This window comes from Micromonospora sp. WMMD1120 (genome assembly GCF_029626235.1).
In the GTDB taxonomy this organism is placed as follows: Bacteria; Actinomycetota; Actinomycetes; order Mycobacteriales; family Micromonosporaceae; genus Micromonospora.
The window spans coordinates 1,958,214-1,977,300 of the sequence record NZ_JARUBO010000005.1; the positions used below are offsets into that span (position 1 = coordinate 1,958,214).

22 protein-coding genes are annotated in these 19,087 nt (G+C 73.0%); 13 read left to right on the top strand and 9 right to left on the bottom strand.

Annotated elements, in window-relative coordinates; translation table 11 throughout:
- Positions 1-97: 97 nt before the first annotated feature.
- The 6 genes from O7634_RS09290 (at position 98) to O7634_RS09315 (ending at position 4,175) form a co-directional block, all read left to right on the top strand.
- Entirely contained in the window at positions 98-358 is a 261-nt protein-coding gene (locus O7634_RS09290) for a hypothetical protein (RefSeq protein ID WP_278149724.1), read from the top strand.
- A 50-nt stretch (positions 359-408) separates the two neighbouring features.
- Positions 409-1,800: an MFS transporter gene (locus O7634_RS09295; RefSeq protein ID WP_278149725.1), complete on the top strand. Its 1,392-nt coding sequence runs from the start codon at positions 409-411 to the stop codon at positions 1,798-1,800.
- A 51-nt stretch (positions 1,801-1,851) separates the two neighbouring features.
- Positions 1,852-2,520 (top strand): GAP family protein, encoded by a 669-nt coding sequence (locus O7634_RS09300; protein WP_278149726.1) that lies wholly within the window; start codon positions 1,852-1,854, stop codon positions 2,518-2,520.
- Positions 2,517-3,299: an SDR family oxidoreductase gene (locus tag O7634_RS09305; RefSeq protein ID WP_278149727.1), complete on the top strand. Its 783-nt coding sequence runs from the start codon at positions 2,517-2,519 to the stop codon at positions 3,297-3,299. The genes O7634_RS09300 and O7634_RS09305 overlap by 4 nt, the downstream gene beginning before the upstream one ends.
- 37 nt (positions 3,300-3,336) lie before the next feature.
- Complete coding sequence (locus tag O7634_RS09310) at positions 3,337-3,531, top strand: hypothetical protein (protein ID WP_278149728.1); 195 nt, start codon at positions 3,337-3,339, stop codon at positions 3,529-3,531.
- Positions 3,532-3,626: 95 nt separating this feature from the next.
- A complete protein-coding gene (locus O7634_RS09315) occupies positions 3,627-4,175 on the top strand; it encodes a YbaK/EbsC family protein (RefSeq protein ID WP_278149729.1) in 549 nt (182 codons plus the stop codon).
- Positions 4,176-4,237: 62 nt separating this feature from the next.
- On the opposite strand, the gene O7634_RS09320 is transcribed toward O7634_RS09315, so the two are convergent.
- From O7634_RS09320 to O7634_RS09335, 4 genes are read right to left on the bottom strand one after another with little or no spacing between them, the layout of a single operon-like run.
- The gene (locus tag O7634_RS09320) at positions 4,238-4,873 is read right to left on the bottom strand and encodes a DsbA family oxidoreductase (RefSeq protein WP_278149730.1); all 636 of its coding nucleotides are present in this window, start codon (positions 4,871-4,873) and stop codon (positions 4,238-4,240) included.
- A gap of 20 nt (positions 4,874-4,893) precedes the next feature.
- Positions 4,894-5,322 carry a SufE family protein gene (locus tag O7634_RS09325; protein WP_278149731.1) on the bottom strand — a complete coding sequence of 143 codons (429 nt, stop codon included), beginning with the start codon at positions 5,320-5,322 and terminating at the stop codon, positions 4,894-4,896.
- A gap of 35 nt (positions 5,323-5,357) precedes the next feature.
- Complete coding sequence (locus tag O7634_RS09330; protein ID WP_278149732.1) at positions 5,358-5,783, bottom strand: CBS domain-containing protein; 426 nt, start codon at positions 5,781-5,783, stop codon at positions 5,358-5,360.
- A 52-nt stretch (positions 5,784-5,835) separates the two neighbouring features.
- On the bottom strand, positions 5,836-7,605 hold the full coding sequence (locus tag O7634_RS09335) for a proline--tRNA ligase (protein ID WP_278149733.1): 1,770 nt from the start codon (positions 7,603-7,605) through the stop codon (positions 5,836-5,838).
- A 158-nt stretch (positions 7,606-7,763) separates the two neighbouring features.
- Between O7634_RS09335 and O7634_RS09340 the strand changes: the two genes are divergently transcribed.
- The 3 genes from O7634_RS09340 to O7634_RS09350 all read left to right on the top strand — a co-directional run bounded on the left by O7634_RS09340 (position 7,764) and on the right by O7634_RS09350 (position 10,103).
- Complete coding sequence (locus O7634_RS09340; protein WP_278149734.1) at positions 7,764-8,531, top strand: SGNH/GDSL hydrolase family protein; 768 nt, start codon at positions 7,764-7,766, stop codon at positions 8,529-8,531.
- Between the two features lie 2 nt (positions 8,532-8,533).
- Positions 8,534-8,980: a hypothetical protein gene (locus tag O7634_RS09345; RefSeq protein WP_278149735.1), complete on the top strand. Its 447-nt coding sequence runs from the start codon at positions 8,534-8,536 to the stop codon at positions 8,978-8,980.
- A 220-nt stretch (positions 8,981-9,200) separates the two neighbouring features.
- On the top strand, positions 9,201-10,103 hold the full coding sequence (locus O7634_RS09350) for a sulfurtransferase (protein WP_278149736.1): 903 nt from the start codon (positions 9,201-9,203) through the stop codon (positions 10,101-10,103).
- Between the two features lie 72 nt (positions 10,104-10,175).
- On the opposite strand, the gene O7634_RS09355 is transcribed toward O7634_RS09350, so the two are convergent.
- The 3 genes from O7634_RS09355 to O7634_RS09365 all read right to left on the bottom strand — a co-directional run bounded on the left by O7634_RS09355 (position 10,176) and on the right by O7634_RS09365 (position 12,564).
- The gene (locus O7634_RS09355) at positions 10,176-11,369 is read right to left on the bottom strand and encodes a hypothetical protein (RefSeq protein WP_278149737.1); all 1,194 of its coding nucleotides are present in this window, start codon (positions 11,367-11,369) and stop codon (positions 10,176-10,178) included.
- Positions 11,366-11,914 carry a SigE family RNA polymerase sigma factor gene (locus O7634_RS09360; RefSeq protein ID WP_278149738.1) on the bottom strand — a complete coding sequence of 183 codons (549 nt, stop codon included), beginning with the start codon at positions 11,912-11,914 and terminating at the stop codon, positions 11,366-11,368. The genes O7634_RS09355 and O7634_RS09360 overlap by 4 nt, the downstream gene beginning before the upstream one ends.
- A gap of 68 nt (positions 11,915-11,982) precedes the next feature.
- Entirely contained in the window at positions 11,983-12,564 is a 582-nt protein-coding gene (locus O7634_RS09365) for a TetR family transcriptional regulator (protein ID WP_278149739.1), read from the bottom strand.
- 106 nt (positions 12,565-12,670) lie between these two features.
- Between O7634_RS09365 and O7634_RS09370 the strand changes: the two genes are divergently transcribed.
- Entirely contained in the window at positions 12,671-13,831 is a 1,161-nt protein-coding gene (locus O7634_RS09370; protein ID WP_278149740.1) for an FAD-dependent oxidoreductase, read from the top strand.
- Here the strand turns inward: O7634_RS09370 and O7634_RS09375 are convergent.
- A complete protein-coding gene (locus O7634_RS09375; RefSeq protein WP_278149741.1) occupies positions 13,828-15,045 on the bottom strand; it encodes an MFS transporter in 1,218 nt (405 codons plus the stop codon). The two genes, O7634_RS09370 and O7634_RS09375, sit on opposite strands and share 4 nt — an antisense overlap.
- 105 nt (positions 15,046-15,150) lie before the next feature.
- On the opposite strand from O7634_RS09375, the gene O7634_RS09380 reads away from it, so the two are divergent.
- From O7634_RS09380 to O7634_RS09390, 3 genes are all read left to right on the top strand, one after another.
- Positions 15,151-15,750: a TetR/AcrR family transcriptional regulator gene (locus O7634_RS09380; RefSeq protein WP_278149742.1), complete on the top strand. Its 600-nt coding sequence runs from the start codon at positions 15,151-15,153 to the stop codon at positions 15,748-15,750.
- A gap of 103 nt (positions 15,751-15,853) precedes the next feature.
- Positions 15,854-17,233, top strand: coding sequence for a biotin carboxylase N-terminal domain-containing protein (locus O7634_RS09385; RefSeq protein ID WP_278149743.1), 1,380 nt, complete (start codon positions 15,854-15,856; stop codon positions 17,231-17,233).
- Between the two features lie 193 nt (positions 17,234-17,426).
- On the top strand, positions 17,427-18,338 hold the full coding sequence (locus O7634_RS09390; protein WP_278153921.1) for a hydroxymethylglutaryl-CoA lyase: 912 nt from the start codon (positions 17,427-17,429) through the stop codon (positions 18,336-18,338).
- 64 nt (positions 18,339-18,402) lie between these two features.
- Here O7634_RS09390 and O7634_RS09395 read toward each other — a convergent pair whose 3' ends face one another.
- Positions 18,403-18,978 carry a snapalysin family zinc-dependent metalloprotease gene (locus tag O7634_RS09395; RefSeq protein ID WP_278149744.1) on the bottom strand — a complete coding sequence of 192 codons (576 nt, stop codon included), beginning with the start codon at positions 18,976-18,978 and terminating at the stop codon, positions 18,403-18,405.
- Positions 18,979-19,087 lie beyond the last annotated feature (109 nt).

Sequence of the window (19,087 nt, forward strand, 5' to 3'; positions counted from 1 at the left end):
TATGCCCCCCGAGGGGCGGAAGTTTCCGGCGCGGCGAGTGCATGGACGGGGTGCACCGTGGAATCCGACCACCGTCACCGGATACGGGGAGGCCGGCATGAGCACGTTGACGCGACACCTCAACGGGTCGCACGAGAACGTCCGGATGTACAGCCGACGGGTCGATCTGCCGATGCTGGGCGAGGTGGCGGTGCCGCCGCCGGACAAGGTCGCCTACTACGCCGGTCTCGGGGTGCTCGCCGCGCTCCAGGTCATCGAGTGGCCGATCGCCCTGGTCATCACCGCCGGCCATCTGCTGGCCGACCAGCATTTTTCCGGGCTGGTCCGCGGGGTCGGGGAGGCACTGGAGAACGCCTGACCGGAGCCCGCGGTTGACCTGAATCCGGGTTGAGGTCGCATGCTCGGCTGATGTCGAGCACAGTCGTCACGCCCGTACCGTCCGCGTCGGGGTTGTTCGCACCCCGGCTGCGGGCGATGACGGTGGGCAGCGTCGCGTTGATCTCGCTCCTCGCGTTCGAGGCGTTGGCGGTCGGTACGGCGATGCCGACCGTCGCCCGCAGCCTGGACGGGTTGGCGCTGTACGGGATCGCCTTCGGCGGGCCGTTCGCCACCGGTGTGCTGGCGATGGTGGTCTCCGGCATCTGGTCCGACGCCCGGGGCCCGCGCGCACCGATGTGGCACGGGGTCGCCTGGTTCGTCGTCGGGTTGCTGATCGCGGGCACCGCCAACGCGATGAGCGCGCTCGTCGTCGGGCGGGTCGTGCAGGGCTTCGGCTCCGGGCTGCTCTCGGTGGCGCTCTACGTCATCGTCGGGCAGGCGTACCCCCAGGAGTTGCACCGGCGGATCTTCGCCGCGTTCGCGGCGGCGTGGGTCGTACCGTCGCTGGTCGGGCCGGCTGTGGCCGGCCTGATCGTGGAACACCTCGGGTGGCGGTGGGTCTTCCTGGCGGTGCCGGCGGTGGCGGTGCCGGCGGTCCTTCTGATCCACCCGGGTCTGCGGTCGCTGGGCGGCAGCGCGGCGACCAGCCTGCCGGCCGGCGCGGTGGCGCGCATCGGCTGGGCGTGCGGGGCCGCCGTGAGCGCCGCGCTGCTGCACATCGGGGGTCAGCAGCGCGGCGGCACGGCCCTGGCGCTGATCGCGGTCGCCGTGGTCGGTCTCCTGGTGTGCGCTCCGCGCCTGCTCCCGGCCGGGTTCCTCCGGGCGGCCCGGGGACTGCCCACCGTGGTCGGCTTGCGCGGTCTGGCGTCGGCGGCGTTCGTCGGCGCCGAGGTGGTCATTCCGTTGCTGCTCTCCCGGGAGCGGGGTCTCTCGCCGACGGCGGCCGGGCTGGTCCTCACCGTCGGCGCGCTGGCGTGGTCGGTGGGCTCCTGGTTGCAGGGCCGGCTGCCGGTGCCGGTCTCCCGGGCCACGCTGCCGCGCGTCGGGTTGAGCTGCATCACGGTGGGCACCGCCACCGTGGCGTTGGCCGTCCGGCCCGAACTGCCGGTGGCCGTCGCCGTGGTCGGCTGGGCGGTCGCCGGCCTGGGCATGGGGCTGCTCTACCCGTCGCTCTCGGTGCTCACACTGGAGTTGTCAGCACCCGGCGAGCAGGGCCGCAACAGCTCCTCGCTGCAACTCGGCGACTCGCTCTTCGCGGCGACGGTGCTCGCGCTGACCGGGGCCGTCCTGGCCGCCGGGAGCGCGCCGGGTCCGGCCAGCTACGCGGTGACGCTCGTGGTGGCCGCGGGACTGGCACTGCTCGGGGCGGTCCTTGCCGGCCGGGTGGTGGTGGCGGGCGGGGGCCGACGGCCGCTCGGTTGATCCGCTGATTCGCCCGCGTCCGACCCGCACGGGCCGGGAAGATGACGGGCGATGAACCTCCTGACCGTCCTGCCGCTGGCCGTGGTCATGGTGGCCGGTACGCAGCTGGTGGTGGCGGTCTTCCTCGCCTCGGCGGACCGCCCCCGGGCCGCGTCGCTGGGTTTCCTCGCGGGCGCCGGGCTGGTGGTCACCGCGGGGGTGACAGTGGGGTGGCTGCTGACCCGGTTGGTGGGCGGGTTGGTGGCCGACGCTGGCGCCGTCGCCGGGAGGGTCGATCGCGGGCCCGTCATCGACCTGGTGGTGCTCGCCCTGCTCGTCGTCCTCGCGGTGCTGGTCTGGGCGCGGCGGGACCGGTCGGGTCCACCGAAATGGTTGGGGAGCATCGAGCACGCCGGTCCGCGTTCGGCGCTGCGGCTGGGCGCGCTGCTCTTCGTGGTGACGCCCACCGATGACCTGACGATGGCGGCCGTGGGGGCCAGCGTGGCTCGCCATGATCTGCCATGGTGGCACCTGACGCCGTTCGTTCTGCTCACCGTTCTCCTGCTCGCGCTGCCCCTGCTGGCGTTGCTGCTGCTCGGGCCGAGGGCGGCGCGGGTGTTGACGCGGATGCGGGAGTGGGCCGAGGGTCACGCGTGGATCGTGAACGAGATCGTGATCGCGTTCTTCGCGCTGCTGACGGTGGTGGATCTGCTGCGTTCGGGGAGTGGGAGGACGACATGAAGGTTCTGGTCACCGGTGCGAGCGGCAACCTGGGCCGCCCGGTGCTGGCGCGGCTGCTCGACGACGGGGCCACCGTCCGGGCCACCAGCCGGCGAACGAGGAGCGGCGCCGACGTGGAGTGGGTGGTGGCCGACCTGGCCACCGGCGCCGGGTTGGCCGAGGCGGTGGCCGGGGTGGACGCGGTGCTGCACCTGGCGTCCGCGCCCCGGGGGCGGCAGACCCACCAGGTGGACGTGCTGGGCACCCGCCACCTGGTGGTGGCCGCCGGAGCGGCAGGGGTGGGACACATCGTCTACACCTCGATCGTCGGGGTGGATCGGGTGCCGTTCGCGTACTACAAGCAGAAGCTCGCCGCCGAGCAGGCGATCACCGCCGGTCCGGTGCCGTGGTCGGTGCTACGGGCGACCCAGTTCCCCCAGTTCCTGGAGAAGCTGCTGACGATCAGCTCCCGACTGGGCCCGGTGATCGCGGACGGGGCGATCCTCGGCCAGCCGGTCGACCCGGGCGAGGTGGCGGAGCGGTTGGTGGCGCGGCTGTTCGCCGGTCCGCTTCGCGGCATCGAGGAGTTCGGCGGGCCGGAGGTGCTGCGGCTCGACGAGGCCGCCCGGGCGTGGCGCGAGGCCCGCGGATCGCGCCGACCTCTGCTGCCGGTGCGGGTTCCCGGCCGGCTCGGCAGCGAGTTGCGCGCTGGCGGCCTGTGCACCGATGCGCTGCCCCGGGGTGTGCGTACCTGGGCCGACTACCTCACGGACACGTACGGGGGAACCGGCCGGAAATGAGCGCAAGAGCCGTTCACGTTCGTCTTACCGTGACGCCATGTTCGCTGTCGTCACCACTGTGATCCTCTACGTCTTCGGCTTCGTCTTCCTCTACGGCGTGATCCGGCTGGGTGTCCGGCACGCGTTCGAGGACCTGGAGCTGCAACGGGCCAAGGCCCAGCGCGAGGAGGAGTTGGCGGCCGCCCGCGACCGCTCCTTCCTGCGTGACAACGCGTTCCTCGCCGGCAGTTGAGCACCGGATCGGTCCGCCCCGGGCCGGTGGGGTCGCCGGGTCGCCCGGGAGCCGCCGGGCGGTCCGGCGTGGCGGATGCGAGGATCGCACCCGTGATGGGAACGCTCAAGACCGAACCGGCCCGCGCCCGCCTGGACCTGCTCGCGCCGCCGGTGGCGGAGGCCGTCGCGCAGTGGCCCGCCGACGCTCCGGTGGACGTCGACGACGTGCTGGTCGCGCCGATCGACGCCGACCTCGCCGACACCGCCGCGTTCTGCGCGGCGTACGAGGTGGGGCTGGACGTCTCGGCGAACTGTGTCGTGGTGGCGGGCAAACGCGACGGAGTGGTCCGTTACGCGGCCTGCGTCGTGCTGTCCACCACCCGGGCCGACGTGAACGGGGTGGCCCGCCGGGCGCTGGACGTCCGCAAGGCGAGCTTCGCCCCGATGGCCGACGCGGTTGAGATGACCGCCATGGAGTACGGCGGCATCACCCCGATCGGGCTGCCGGCGCAGTGGCCGATCCTGGTGGACGCGCGGGTCATCGCCACGCCGCACGTGATCGTCGGGTCCGGTGTGCGGCACAGCAAGATCGCGCTACCCGGTCCGGCGCTGGGCGCGTTGCCCGGCGCACGGGTGGTGGAAGGGCTGGCCAGGCCCGCCTGACCAGCGAACGACATCGATGTTGTTGCACGTGAAACATCGTGATCATCGATGCCGACGCCGGGTCAGCGCGCGGCGGCCTCGCGCTGCTCGACCTCGCTGAACGCGGCGAGCAACGTCTGCGTCTCCTGCGCGCCGGAGACCGCGTACTTCCCAGCCAGGACGAAGGTCGGCACGCTGGTGATGCCCAGGTCCCGGGCGGCGGCCAGTTGCGCGGAGACGTCGGCGACGCGCTCCTCGGAGTCGAGGAACCGTCGGGCGTCGGCCACGTCCAGACCGACCTCGCCGGCCAGGGTGGCCAGGGCCTCGCGCGAGCCGACGTCGACGCCGTCGTGGAAGTGCGCCTGGTACAGCGCGTCCACCATCTCCGCCGCCCGCCCCTGCCCGGTGGCGTACGCGACCAGCCGGTGCGCGTCGAAGGTGTTGGCGGCGACCGCCCTGTCGTAGTTCAGCCGCAGCCCGTCCGCCGCCGCGACCTGGGTCACGTGGGCGACCATCTGCTGGGCGCGCGCCGGACCGCCGAACTTGGCGGCCAGCGCCTCCACCAGCGGGCGGGGTTCGGGCACCGGCGACGGGTCGAGCTGGAACGGCCGGTAACGGACCGTCACCTCGCCCTGGTACGCGGCCAGCGCCGCATCCAGGCGGCGCTTGCCGATGTAGCACCACGGGCAGATGACGTCGGCGTAGATCTCGATCTCCACGACCGGTGGCAACTGCGTGCTCAGCCGAGTTGTTCCCGGATCTGGCGCTTGAGTCGGGCCAGGATCGCCGTGCCGCCGCGTACCCGCAGCGGGCTGATCGCCTGCGCGAGCCCCATCCGTTGGTAGAGGTCGTCGGGGACCGCCAGCACCTGCTCGGCGCTCGCGCCCGCCAGCCCTTCGGCGAGGATGCCCGCGAACGCCCGGGTGGTGGGCGCCTCCGGCGGGCAGTCGAAGAGGGTCTGCACGGTGCCGTCGGCGGCCACCCGGGCGCGCAGGAAGAACGCCGTCTGGCACTCGGGCACCTGCTCCATGCCCTCGCGCTCGACGCTGCCCTCCGGCAGCGCCGGGATGACGTCCGCATACTCCAGCAGCATCTCGAGCACCAGGTCGCGGGGCGCGGCGGCGAACTCGTCGACGATCTCGGCCAGTCGGGCCGGCATGTCAGCCATGCGTCGAGGCTACCGCCGCCGCGCCGGAGGGCCGGTCACACAGTGGGCGACTGCTCGCTGATCTCACTGAGCGCGCTGGTGGGGTCGAGCTGCATGGCCAGGTCACCGAGCGAGACGATGCCGACCAGCTTGCGGTCGCTGTCACAGACCAGCACCCGCCGGATGCCCCGGTCCCGCATCAGCGCCGCCGCCTCACCGGCGGTGCAGTGCTGCTCGATCATGACGACCTCCCGGGTGACGATCGACCCGATGGTGGTGGCCGCGGGGGAGCTGTTCTCCGCCACGGCCCGCACCACGATGTCCCGGTCGGTCAGCATGCCGGCGAGGCTCGAGCCGTCGGTGACCACCACGTCGCCGATGTCCGCCTCCTTCATCACCCTGGCCGCCTCGTCCAGGGTGGTCTCCGCCGGCAGGTACACCACCTGCTTGGTCATCACGTCACTGACCCGGTAACCGGTCATCAGAGCCTCCCGTTCCACCCGATCGGACTGGACTACCCCCGTGACCCGACGGCTACACCAGGTTGGCACGTTCCTGGCGCACGTCGTGGACGAGTCGTTCCACCAGACCGTCCAACGCCAGTTCGCCGCGCGCGTCGCCGGCCCGCTCGCGCAGCTCGACGTACCCGTCGGTGAGCCGGCGACCGACCACGACGGCCCGGGGGATGCCGATCAGCTCGGCGTCGGTGAACTTGACCCCGGCCGAGACGTGCGCGCGGTCGTCGACGAGCACCCGCAGGCCGGCGGCGGCGAGGCGTCCGCCGAGCTCCAGCGCCGCGTCGAGCTGCGGGCCCTTGCCCGCCACCACGAGGTGTACGTCACACGGCGCGACCGCCGCCGGCCAGATGAGTCCCCGGTCGTCGTGGTGCTGCTCGGCGATGGCGGCGACCGCCCGGGAGATCCCGATGCCGTAGCAGCCCATCGTGGGCCGCACCGGCTTGCCGGCCGGGCCGAGCACGTCGACGGTGAACGCGTCCGTGTAGCGGCGACCGAGCTGGAAGATGTGCCCGATCTCGATGCCGCGCCGGATGGTCAGCTCGCCGTCGCCACACTCGGGGCAGGGGTCACCGGCGCGCACCTCGGCCGCCTCGATCGTGCCGTCGGGCGTGAAGTCCCGCCCGCAGACCACGTCGGTGGCGTGCCGGCCCGGCTCGTTCGCACCGGTCAGCCACGCGGAACCGGTCACCACCCGGGGATCGACCAGGTAGCGGATGCCCAGCTTGTCGAGCAGCTGGGGCCCGATGTAGCCGCGTACCAGCTCCGGATGCTCGGCCCAGTCCTCGAAGACGGCCACCTGCGCGGGCTCCAGCGCGGCACCGACCCGCTTGAGGTCGACCTCGCGGTCGCCGGGCAGCCCGATGACCACGGGCTCGGCCCCCTCGGCACCCGGTTGGCGGACCGCCAGCACGACGTTCTTCAACGTGTCGGCGGCCGTCCACGTGCTCCGGCCACCCAGTCGGCGGGTGTTGGCCAGCTCGACCTGGCTGGCGATCGTCGGGGTCTCGGGGGTGTCGTGCGCCTCGGCGGGGCGCTGCGCGTCCGGGTCGCCGGCAGCGGGCGCCCGGGTGACCACGGCCTCGGTGTTCGCCGCGTAGTCGCAGGCCGTGCAGCCGACGAACGTGTCCTCACCGACGGGTGTCGCGGCCAGGAACTCCTCCGACGCGGAGCCGCCCATCGCGCCGGACATCGCCCGCACCACCGTGTGGTCCAGACCCAACCGGTCGAAGATCCGCCGGTACGCCGCCCGGTGCCGGGCGTACGCGTCCCCCAACCCCGCCTCGTCCAGGTCGAAGGAGTACGCGTCCTTCATCAGGAACTCCCGGCCCCGCAGCAGGCCGGCACGGGGCCGGGCCTCGTCGCGGAACTTCGTCTGCACCTGGAACAGCGTCACCGGAAAGTCCCGGTACGAGGTGAACACGTCCTTGACCAGTAGCGCCGCCATCTCCTCGTGGGTCGGCGCCAACAGGTGCTCGGCGCCGCGCCGGTCGGCGAGGGTGAAGATGTCGTCGCCGTACTCCGTCCACCGGCCGCTGGTGCGGTAGGGCTCGGCCGGCAGCAGCGCCGGGAAGTGCACCTCCTGGTCGCCGATCGCGGTCAGCTCGCCACGCACCACCTCGGTGATCCGGTCCAGCACCAGCTTGCCCAGCGGCAGCCACGTGTAGCCACCCGGTGCGGCGCGACGGATGTAACCGGCGCGCAGCAGCAGCCGATGGCTCGGCACCTCCGCGTCGGCCGGGTCCTCGCGAAGGGTCCGCAGCAACAGTGTCGACATGCGTAGCAGCATGAAGCGAACAGTAGGGCCAGCCAGGCGCTGGAAGCGAGGCAATTCGTCCGGTACGACGGGTCTCCGCGTGGCACGCCCCACACGTTTCGGGCGGTGACCCGGCCAGCCCTCGGTGACAGACTGGTCGCCGCAGGCAACGATGGCGTGAGGGGGCGCGGGTGCGCTGGGGCAGTTTCGTCGCGGTCGGAGACAGCTTCACCGAGGGCATGGACGACGCGTACCCGGACGGCACCTTCCGGGGCTGGGCCGACCTGGTGGCGACCAGGCTCGCCGCCGAGGCCGGTCCCGACTTCCGGTACGCGAACCTGGCGATCCGGGGTCGGCTCTTCCCAAACGTGGTCGCCGAGCAGGTGCCGGCGGCGGTGGCGATGAAGCCCGACCTGATCAGCTTCGCGGCCGGCGGCAACGACGTGCTGCGCCGCACCTTCGACCCGCACACGCTGGTCGCCCGCTTCGACGAGGTGGTCCGGCAACTGCGCTCGGGCGGCGCTGACGTGCTCCTCTTCCGGTTCGCGGACGTGATGGCCCGACTGCCCGGCCAACGCCTCGTCGCCCCCCGGGTGCAGCTGCTCAACCAGGCGGTCGGTGAGACCGCCGAGCGGCACGGCGCGATCATGGTCGACCTGTACGCCGACGACACCTTCCTCAACCCGATGCTCTGGAGCACCGACCGGTTGCACCTCTCCCCGGCCGGGCACCGGCGGGTCGCCGGCCAGGTGTTGAACGCCCTGGGGGTTGGTTGCGACGAGGAGTGGCTGATGGTCCCGCCGCACCCGGCACCCTCGCCGTGGCTGGCCGCCCGCGCCGCCGACCTGCGCTGGGCCGGTCAGCACCTCGCCCCGTGGGTGAAGCGGCGGTTGACCGGTCGGTCGTCCGGCGACACGGTGACCGCGAAGCGCCCGCACCTCGGCCCGCTCGTCGACTGAGCGTGCTCACCCTGCACAGCGCGGCCCTGCTGTGCCGCGTCCGGGACGGCGAACCGGTGCCGGAGCACGCCGTGCTGGTCGACGGCGACCGGGTCGCGGCCGTCGGCCCGCTGGCCGAGCTGAGTGCGGCGTACACCGGTGCCCGGGTTCGCGGTTGGCCCGGGACGCTGGGGCCGGGTCTGCTGCACGACGGTCCGCTGCCGCCCGCACCGACGCCGCGCGAACGGGTGCACGCGCTGCTGCATACCGGGGTGACGGCGGTCCTGGCGGAACACTTGGCCGACCCGGCGCTGCGGGCCGCCGCCGAGCGGAGCGACCTGCTGGTGCTGCCCACCGCCGTGGTGCCGACGCTGCGTCCGGACGGTCGGGCCGACCTCGCGGTGCACGGCGACGACGGCACCTGTCTGGTGACGGTGATAGCCGGTCGGATCGTCCACCGCCGCGCCTGAGCAGGCCCCCGACAGCTCCATTGTGGAGTGCCTTCTTCGTCGGCAACCAACCGCCGAGCAGCTGGGGCGTGTGTCAAAGCCCCTGGCCGGACCGCCGCCCGGACTCCGCCTCGGCTCGACCGAGGACCCTGACACACGCCCCAGGGCTGCTGCCCGGCCGGGCGATCGTGACCCGGCGTTACAGCGGTCGTGGACGGCGATCCGGCGTACCTTTGGGCTCATGTCTGTGCCGAACGATAGTGATCCCCGCCTCCAGTCGTACGCGGACCCGCAGCGGCTCGTCACCACCGAGTGGCTGGCCGAGCACCTGGGCGACGAGGGTCTCGTCGTCGTCGAGTCCGACGAGGACGTGCTGCTCTACGAATCCGGGCACATTCCCGGCGCCGTCAAGGTCGACTGGCACCTGGAGCTGAACGACCAGGTGACCCGGGACTACCTGGACGCCAAGAGCTTCGCCGAGCTGTGTGCCGCCAAGGGCATCGGCCGGGACGACACAGTCGTCTTCTACGGCGACAACTTCAACTGGTGGGCGGCGTACGCCCTCTGGGTGTTCTCGCTCTTCGGCCACGCCGACGTGCGGCTGCTCGACGGCGGTCGGCAGAAGTGGGTCGCCGAGGGGCGCGAGCTGACCCGGGACAAGCCGGCCCGCCCGCGCGCCGACTACCCGGTGCCGGTGCGCGACGACGCGCCGCTGCGGGCGTACCGCGAGCAGGTCATGGCGCACGTCGCCGCCGGCCGGCCGCTCGTCGACGTCCGGTCGCCGGGTGAGTACACCGGCGAGATGCTGCACATGCCGGACTACCCGCAGGAGGGCGCGCTGCGCGGCGGGCACATCCCGGGGGCGCTGAGCAAGCCGTGGAAGTCCGCCGCCAACGAGGACGGCACGTTCAAGTCCGCCGACGAGCTGAAGGCGATCTACGCCGACCAGCTCGGGCTCAGCCCCGACGACGACGTGATCGCCTACTGCCGGATCGGTGAGCGCTCCAGCCACACCTGGTTCGTGCTGCGGCACCTGCTGGGTTACCCGCAGGTGCGCAACTACGACGGCTCGTGGACCGAGTGGGGCAACCTGGTCCGGGCGCCAGTGGTCAAGGGCGACCAGCCCGGCGGCCTCGCCGCCTGAACCGGCCCGGCGGCCTCGCCGCCTGCGACGGGACCGTCCCCGCGCGACAGTACGTCGCGCGGGGACGGGTGTTCAGCCGGCGAGCGCGATCACCCCGCGCAGGTCGCGGAGGATGCCGGTGATCTCGCCGGTATCCGGGTTCCACCGCGCCAGGGCGGCCGGTTCCAGCCGGAGCAGCACCGCGCCCCAGCCGTCCCAACCCAGCACCGGACAGCAGCCCTTGGCGCGCTCCCGGCCCAGGTTGAGCAGGTGGGTCACGGCGCCCGTGCGCGCGTCCAGCACCGCCACCCCCTCGGCGCCGTCGATCTGGCCGCTGGTGATCCAGGCCGCCTGGGCCAGGCGTTGGCCGTGCAGCCAGCCCCGGCCGTAGAACTCGTTCACCTGGTAGGGCAGGGGCAGCGCCGAGCCGCTGACCCGCTGCTCGGAACGGATCGTGCCACCGCCGGCGTCCCGGCTGCGCAGCTTCGGGCCACCCCACTCGCCGACCGACTCGACGAGCCCCGCCGCACTGCCGGCGGACGGGTCCGGGGCGACCACGTCCCAGGCCGACACGTCGATCGGGCTGGCGGCCCCGCTGATCCGGTCTACCGCGTACGTCCGGCTGTCGCCGCCGACGAGCACCCGGTCGCCCGCCCAGACCGCCAACTCCAGGTAGCCGTCGAGGGGGGTCCGGCGTACGGCGGCGGTGGTGAGGTCGACCATGATCAGCTCACCGGTCTGCGGGAAAGCCGCCGACCTGCCGTCCGGTGACAGCACCCCCGGCTTCAGGGCCGCCGCCTCGTTGCCGCCCGCGTCCCGGGTGGGCGCGAGCGTCACCACGTCCAGACCGCGTACCACCCCGTCGTCGCCGAGCACCCGCACCGGGCCGTCCGCGCGCCCCTCCTCGTCCAACGGCTGGAACAGCGCCAGGGCCCGCTGGACCGGTCGTTCGGAGAGCGGCACGGTCACCGGATCGCCGAGCCGGGCCAGCGGATCGGGCCGGAAGGTCAGCTCGGCGGGCGGCCGCTGCACCGGCCCGGTGGCCCTGGGGCCGGCGCTCGGCGTCACCGTCGAGGCGATCGGGGGCACCAGCACGGGCTGGTCGGGCGGTCGCAGGGCGGCCACCGTGCCACCGCCGGCCAGTGCCACGGCCAGGGCGACCGCTCCGGCCGCCCGCCGGTTGCGCCGGGTACGGCCGGCCCGCTCCCACCCGGCGGTGGCCGGCTGGCTGGGCAGCACGTCCTCGACGCTGCTCGTCAACAGGTGGCGTAGCTCCTGCTCGTTCACGGGTTCACCTCCAGGCCGTTGTTCACGTCGGCCGGACCCTGACCCGGCCGGGTGTCCCGAGCGAGCTCCGGCGCGACCTCACGGAGCCGGCGCAGCGCCGCGTGACACTGGCTCTTCACGGTGCCGACGGTCACCCCGAGCGCCTCGGCGGTGGCGGTCTCGGTCAGGTCCTCGTAGTAGCGCAGGACCAGCACGGCCCGCTGCCGGGGAGGCAGCAGCCCCAGAGCGTGGTGCATGGTCAGCCGCAAAGCGCCGTCCCGGTCGTGGGCCACCTGCTCCGGCGGCGCGGCGCTGAGCCACTCCCGCCGCCGTCGCCGCCACCACGACACGGCGTCCCGGTAGAGGATGGACCGCACGTACGCGGCCGGATCACCGCCACGGACCGAGGACCAGCGCAGTGCCAACTTGAGCAGCGCGTCCTGGAGAAGGTCCTCGGCCTGGTGCCGGTTGCCGCAGATCAGGTAGGCCGCGCGGAGCAGCCGGTGCTGGTGGCTCTCCACGAAGGCGAGGTAGCCGTCCCGGCCGTCGTTCCCCGTCGCTGCCATCCGCCCCCCTTCCGGCCGTCGCGGTGCGCGTCACCTGGCAGACGCACGGGAGGCGGCAAAAGGTTGGGTCAATTCGACGGCGTTCCGGTCAGGTAGCGCTGAAGCGTCGGTGCGATCCAGCGGACCAGCTCCTCGGGCGTCGTGTCCACCATGGGTGGTAGGCGGACGATGTACCTGGTGAAGGCGAGGCCGAGGATCTGACTTGCCACCAGGCCGGCTCGTCGGGCGGTCGTCTCCGCGTCGGTGCCGAACACGGCGACGGCGGCGGTGAGCTGGTCGGCGAAGATGCCGCGCATGCGTTCGGCGGCGCCGGGGTTGGTGCTGGCGGCCCGCAGCAGCGCCACCAGCGTCTCGTCGCCCTCCCAGCGGGCGAGGAAGTGCCGGACCAGCACCGCACCGAGGTCGTGTGGCGGGACCGCGCTCAGGTCGGGCAGCCGCAGGTCGAACTCGGCCGCCGCCGCGAAGAGCCCTTCCTTGCTGCCGTAGTAGCGCATGACCATCGACGGGTCGATCTGGGCGTCGGCGGCGATGGCCCGGATGGTGGCGCGCTCGTAACCGTCCGCGGCGAACCTTTCCCGGGCCGCGCGCAGGATCGCCGCCCGGGTGGCGTCCGAGCGACGGGACTGGGTCGGCGACGCCGGTGAGGTCATGCCAACAACCGTAGGCCAACGCCTGTTGACACGCAATCGGGGAGCGTCCTAGCGTTGCCAACAACCGTTTGCCAACAATCGTTGGCATCGACTGGCGGAGGTTGTCATGCTGCCCACGAGCACCGACGTCCTGGTGGTGGGGGCCGGCCCCACCGGTCTGGCCACCGCGCTGACGCTCGCCCGGCGCGGAGTCGACGTGACGGTGGTGGACCGGTTGGCCGGGCCGCCGACGACCTCCCGCGCCGCCGTCGTGCACGCGTACACCCTGGAGGTGCTGGACCGGATCGACGCCGCCGCGCCGCTGATCGCGCAGGCGGTGCGGACGCCGCGTTTCACGGTGCGGGACAGGGACCGGGTGCTGCTGTCGGTGCCGTTCCACGAACTGCCCTCCCGCTTCCCGTACGCGCTGCTGGTCTCCCAGGCGGTCACCGAGACGGTGCTGACCGGGAAGCTGGCAGACCTCGGTGTCCAGGTGCGACGCCCGTGCCGGTTGACCGGGCTGGACACCGCCGGCGACCACGTGGTGGCGCGGGTGGACGGGTTGGCGCTGCGCGCCCGCTTCGTGGTCGGCGCGGACGGCCTGCACAGCACCGTCCGCCAGGCGGCCGGCATCGGCTTCACCGGCCCGGACGACGACGAGGAGTCGTTCGTCCTCGCCGACGTGCGGGTGCGCAGCGACCTGCCCCGCAACGAGGCGGCGCTCTTCCTCGCCCGCCCGGGACCGCTGGTGTGGGCGCCGCTCCCCGGCGGGGTGGTGCGGCTGGTCGCCGCCGTGGCGACCGCGCCCGCCGACCCGGACCGGGCCTACCTCCAGGCGCTGCTCGACGAGCGCGGCCCGGCACGACGACCGGATCGGGTCACCGAGGTGCTGTGGGGTTCGCGGTTCCGGGTGCACCACCGGATCGCCGATACCTTCCGCGCCGGGCGGGTGCTGCTGGCCGGTGACGCCGCGCACGTGCACAGCCCGGCCGGCGGACAGGGCATGAACCTCGGCATCTGCGACGCGGTGGCGGTGGGCACGGCCCTGGCGGACGTGCTCGACGGCGGCCCGGACACGCTGCTCGACGACTATGCCGCGCGGCAGCGGCCGATGGCCGAGGACGTGTTGAGCTTCGCCGCCGGGCTGACCCGGCTGGCCGCCACGCCGCCGGTCCGGCGGCCCGCGCGGGACGCCCTGCTCCGGCTCTTCGGTGCCGTGCCGCCGGTCCGGCGGAGGATCGCGCTACGCCTGTCCGGGCTGTCCCACCGGGAACGAAGGCCCGGCTAGGCCAGACTGTCGGCAGCCGGCCGTAGTGCCCGCCACCCGGCTGCGGTGACCAGGGCGACTGTTCCCGCCGCCGCCGCCATGACCGGGCCCGTGCCGTAGCTCGCCGCGGCCAGCCCGGCGAGCGCGGCCCCGAGCGGCGCGGTGAGCAGCCCCACCATCCGCTGCGCCGCACCGACCCGACCGAGCAGATCGTGCGGCACGTGCCGCTGCCCGTACGACGCCCACAGGCTGTTCCAGACGACGGTCCCGGCGGCGAAGACGGCGAGCGCGAGCCCGCCCGGCACCGGGTGCCGGGCCAGCGCGAAACCGACCAGCGCCACGGTCTCCACGGCGAGCACCGCGCGCAGCGCCGGCATCGTGCCGAGGCGGGCGGCGATTCGACCCGACCCGAGGGCGCCCGCCACGCCCCCGACGATGGCGGCGGCGGCGAACAGGCCGTACCCGGCCGGCGGCACCCGCAGCACGTCCAGCGCGTAGAGCACCTGCACCGCCAGGATTCCGCTGATCGCCAGGTTGCTCGCGGCGGTCAGCAGCGTGACCTGCCACAGCGTCCGGTGCCCGCGCAGCCAGCGCATCCCCTCGACGATCTCGCTCCACACCGACCGGCGCCCCGCGCCGGGCCGGGCGGTCGCGTCCGCGACGGGCGCCGGGGTGAGAGCCAGCACGAGCAGGGCGGCGGCGGCGAAGGTGACGGCGTCCAGGGCGAACGGTAGGGCCGGGGCGACGGCGAACAGCACGCCGGCGGCGGGCGCCCCGAGGAACCCGCCGGCGATCGCGGACCCCGCCTGGAGCCGCCCGTTCGCCCGGGGCAGCGCGTCCGGCGGCACCAGCGCGGGCAGTAGCGCGAACGAGGCGGCGTCGAAGAGGGTGCCCGACGCGGCGAGCAGGAACGCCGCCACCAGCAGCACGGCGACGTCGACCCGGTGCAGGGCGACCGCCACGGCCAGCGCCGCCACCGCCGCGGCCCGTACCCCGTCGACCAGCGCCATCGTCCGCCGGCGGTCCCACCGGTCCGCGTACACGCCGCCGAGCAGGCCGAAGAGCAGCGGCGGCAACTGGCCGGCCACGGTGATCGCCGCGATGGCCCGGGGATCGCGGGTCACCGTCGCGGCCAGCAGGGCCAGTGCCGGGGTACGCAGCGCGTCGCCGAACCGCGACGAGACGGCGGCGGACCAGAGCAGCCGGAAGTCCCGGCCGAGAGCGGTGGCAGTCATGCGGTGACCGTGCGGGTTCGACCGGGTCGAGGGTCAAGCGGCCACACTGCGGAACGGCGGTCACCGCCGGCCCCGGGCAGCCGGCACGCGGTCTAGGCTTGCCCGGTGACGGTCGAGCAGCAGGCACGGGGTGCGGCGGGTGCGGGCCGGCGCAGGTCCCGCAAGGACGAGATCCTGGAGATCGCGGTCGGCCTGTTCGCCGCCCGTGGCTACCACGGTGTGTCGATGGACGACATCGGCGCGGCCGCCGGGGTCACCGGCCCGGCGCTCTACCACCACTTCGCCGGCAAGGAGGCCATGCTGGCCGCCGCGCTGATCCCGGTCAGCGAGGGGCTGCTGGCCGGCGGGCGGGAACGCGCCGCCGGGCATCCGGACGACCCGCGCGGCGTGCTGGAGTCGCTCATCGACTTCCACGTCGAGTTCGCGCTCGCCAACCCCGCGGTGATCGCGCTGCACCTGCACGAGTTGGATCGCCTGCCCGACGAGCCGAGGCGGCGGATCCGCCGCCTGCAACGCCTCTATGTCGAGGAGTGGGTGACGGTGCTCACCGCGCTGCACCCGGGCATGCCGGACGGGGAGGCGCGGGTGCTCGCGCACGCCGCGTTCGGCCTGATGAACTCGACGCCGTTCCTCGGTGGCGAGGTGGACCGGCGACGGCGGGCGGAACTGCTGCGCGGCGCGACGCTGGCCGCGCTGCTCGCCTGAGCCGACGCCGTTCGCCGGGCGGCTTCGCGGAGCCCGGCTCGGCAGGAGCGTGCCGGTCATGATTCCCTGACATCGTCCCACCATCCGGACGCTGGGAGAAAACATGATCGAGTCACTGCTGGTCGCCAACCGGGGCGAGATCGCCCGCCGGATCATCCGGACCGCCAAGCGGCTGGGCATCCGTACGATCGCCGTCCACTCGGAGGCCGACGCCGACCTGCCGTTCGTCACCGAGGCGGACGAGGCGGTGCTCATCGGCCCACCCAACCCGGCACAGAGCTACCGCAACGCCGAGGCGATCCTCGCCGCCGCGAAGGCGACAGGCGCGCAGGCCATCCACCCCGGGTACGGCTTCCTGTCGGAGAACGCCGAGTTCGCCCGTACCGTCGAGGCGAGCGGCCTGATCTGGGTCGGACCCGGCGCGGACGCGATCAGCGCGATGGGCGACAAGATCAATGCTCGGAACCTGATGGCGGCGGCCGGCGTCCCGGTCGCGCCCGGCACCACCGACCCGGCGGCCGACCTGGACGCGGCGGTGACCGCCGCCGCCGAGATCGGTTACCCGGTGATGGTCAAGGCCGCTGCCGGCGGTGGCGGCATGGGCATGGGCGTGGCCGCCGACGAGGCCGCGCTGCGCATTGAGTACGACAAGGTGCGCGCGTTCGCCGAGCGGATGTTCGGTGACGGTTCGGTGCTGATCGAGCGGTACTTCCCCCGGGTGCGCCACGTGGAGGTGCAGATCCTCGGGCTGGCCGACGGCCGGGTGGTGGCGCTCGGCGAGCGCGAGTGCTCGGTGCAGCGGCGTAACCAGAAGCTGGTCGAGGAGTCCCCGTCGCCAGCGGTCTCGGCGGAACTGCGGGAGCGGTTCCTGGCGGCCGCGGTACGCGCTGGCGAGGCGGTCGGCTACCGCAACGCTGGCACCGTGGAGTGCCTGTTGGTCCCGCGTCAGCGGGGCTCCGAGGGTGACGGCTCCGGCTCCGGCTCCGGCTCCGAAGATTTTTTCTTCCTGGAGATGAACACCCGGCTCCAGGTGGAGCACCCGGTGACCGAGTACGTCTACGGCGTCGACCTGGTCGAGGAGCAGTTGCGGGTGGCGTCCGGGCTGGCGCCGACGTTCGACCCGGACGCGTTGACCCCGCGTGGTCACGCCCTCGAGATGCGGATCAACGCGGAGGACCCGAAGCGCTTCCTGCCCGGCCCCGGTGTGATCAGGACCTGGGTGGAGCCGACCGGTGAGGGTGTCCGGGTGGACTCGGGCTACACCGCTGGCAACACCGTGACCCCGTTCTACGACAGCCTGCTGGCCAAGCTGATCGTCACCGGCGCGACCCGGGACGAGGTGCTGGAACGGGCGAAGGCGGCGGTCGCCGGCTTCCAGATCGAGGGGCCGAAGAACAACGTGCCCTTCTTCGCCGAGCTGCTGGAGAACGAGGAGTTCCGCTCCGGCGCCTACGACACCGGCATCGTCTCCCGTATGCGCTGACCCCGCGTCCCCGGCCGTCGTGCCCGGCGGCCTGGCCGGGCAAGACTGGTTCGCGCGCCCTTTGCTCTGCTGCCCTCTATGCGACAGTGGTTACCCCGACGACGGACAGTAACTGTCGCGCATAGGGCGGCAGAGCAAAGGGATTCCACAGCTGTCCCGATCCGACGTCACAGCGAGGTGACCGATGAGTCAACTGCCAGATTCCGTCTCCATCCGCGAGGTGGGGCCCCGGGACGGGTTGCAGAACGAGGACCCGATCCCGACCGACGCGAAGGTGCGGCTGCTCGACGCGCTCTCCGCCACCGGCGTCCGCCGGATCGAGGCGGTGTCGTTCGTGCACCCGAAGGCGATCCCCCAGATGGCCGACGCCGACGAGGTGTGGCGGCGGGCGGTCAAGGCCGACGGGGTGCGCTACTCCGCGCTGGTGCCGAACAGCCGGGGCGCCCAGCGGGCCCTCGCCGCCGGTTTCACCGACATCGAGGTGGTGGTCTCGGCCAGCGACACGCACAACCGGCGCAATGTCAACCGGTCCACCGACGAGTCGCTCGACGACATCGCCGAGCTGATCGACCTGCTGCACGGGGCGTCCGCGCGGGTAGAGGTGATCATCGCGACCAGCTTCGGCTGCCCGTACGAGGGGGACGTCGACCCGCACCGGGTGGCCGGCATCGTCGACCGGGTCGTCCGCGACGGGGCGGACCGGGTGGCCTTCGGCGACACCACCGGCATGGGCACTCCGCGCCGGGTCCGCGAGCTGCTCACCGCGGTACGCGACCGCAACGCGCACGTGCCGGTGCTGCTGCACTTCCACAACACCAGGGGTACCGCGCTGGCCAACCTGTTGACGGCGTTGGAGCTGGGGGTGACCGAGTTCGACGCCAGCGTCGGTGGCTTGGGCGGCTGCCCGTACGCGCCGGGGGCGAGCGGCAACCTGGCGACCGAGGAGGCAGTGCACATGCTGCACGACATGGGCATCGACACCGGCATCGACCTGGCCGCCCTGATCGAGGTGGCGGAGTTGGCCGAGGAGTTGCTCGGCAAGAGGTTGCCGTCCGGCGTGCTGCGCGCCGGCCCGCGTACCCGGCTGACGCCACTGCCGGGCTGACCGCGCGTACACGGGACAGGGGCCGACCCGCGTGGGCCGGCCCCTGTCCGACGTGCCTGGTCGGTCAGCTCACCGGGGTGAGCATGCTCGGCCAGCTGTCCCGGAAGATGTCCGCTCCGGCGCTGTCGGTGCTGCGTTCGGTGGCGATCCGGGTGCCGGCGAAGAGGCTGCTGACCCGGTTCGCCTCGGTGCTGCTCGGGTACGGGTTGGTGCAGCTGGTGCCGGCGCTGCCGCCGGACATCAGGATCGCGCAGTTGCCGTTGTAGTTGTCCGGCAGACCGAGGATGTGCCCGATCTCGTGGGTCATGATCCGCAGTGGGCTGTACTGCGCTGCCTGCTGGGTGTCGATGTAGACCCGGCCGTTGCCGAGGCTGGTCCGTACGGCGTAGGAGCCGCCGCCGGTGATCTGGTAGATCCGCAGGTTGGAGCCGCAGTTGGCGGAGAGGGTCAGGTTGACTGTGGCGTTGTTCCAGATCGATGCGGCCTGGTTGGCGGTGCCGGCGTAGCTGCCTGCCTGGCTGGTGTTGTAGCAGATCGTCATGGCGGCGCTGGCGGGCGCGGGGTTGGCGACCGTGACGCCGAGGGTGGCACCCGCCGTCGCCACCAGGGCGACCGCAAGCCGACTGAGTCGTGAGGTCATCGCTGACTCCAATCCGGAAGGGGGTGCCAGGAGCCTAGCCACAGACATTAGTAAATATCAATGTCTGTGGCGCCGACTCCTGGTCGTCCGCCCTCCGGACGAGCGCCGA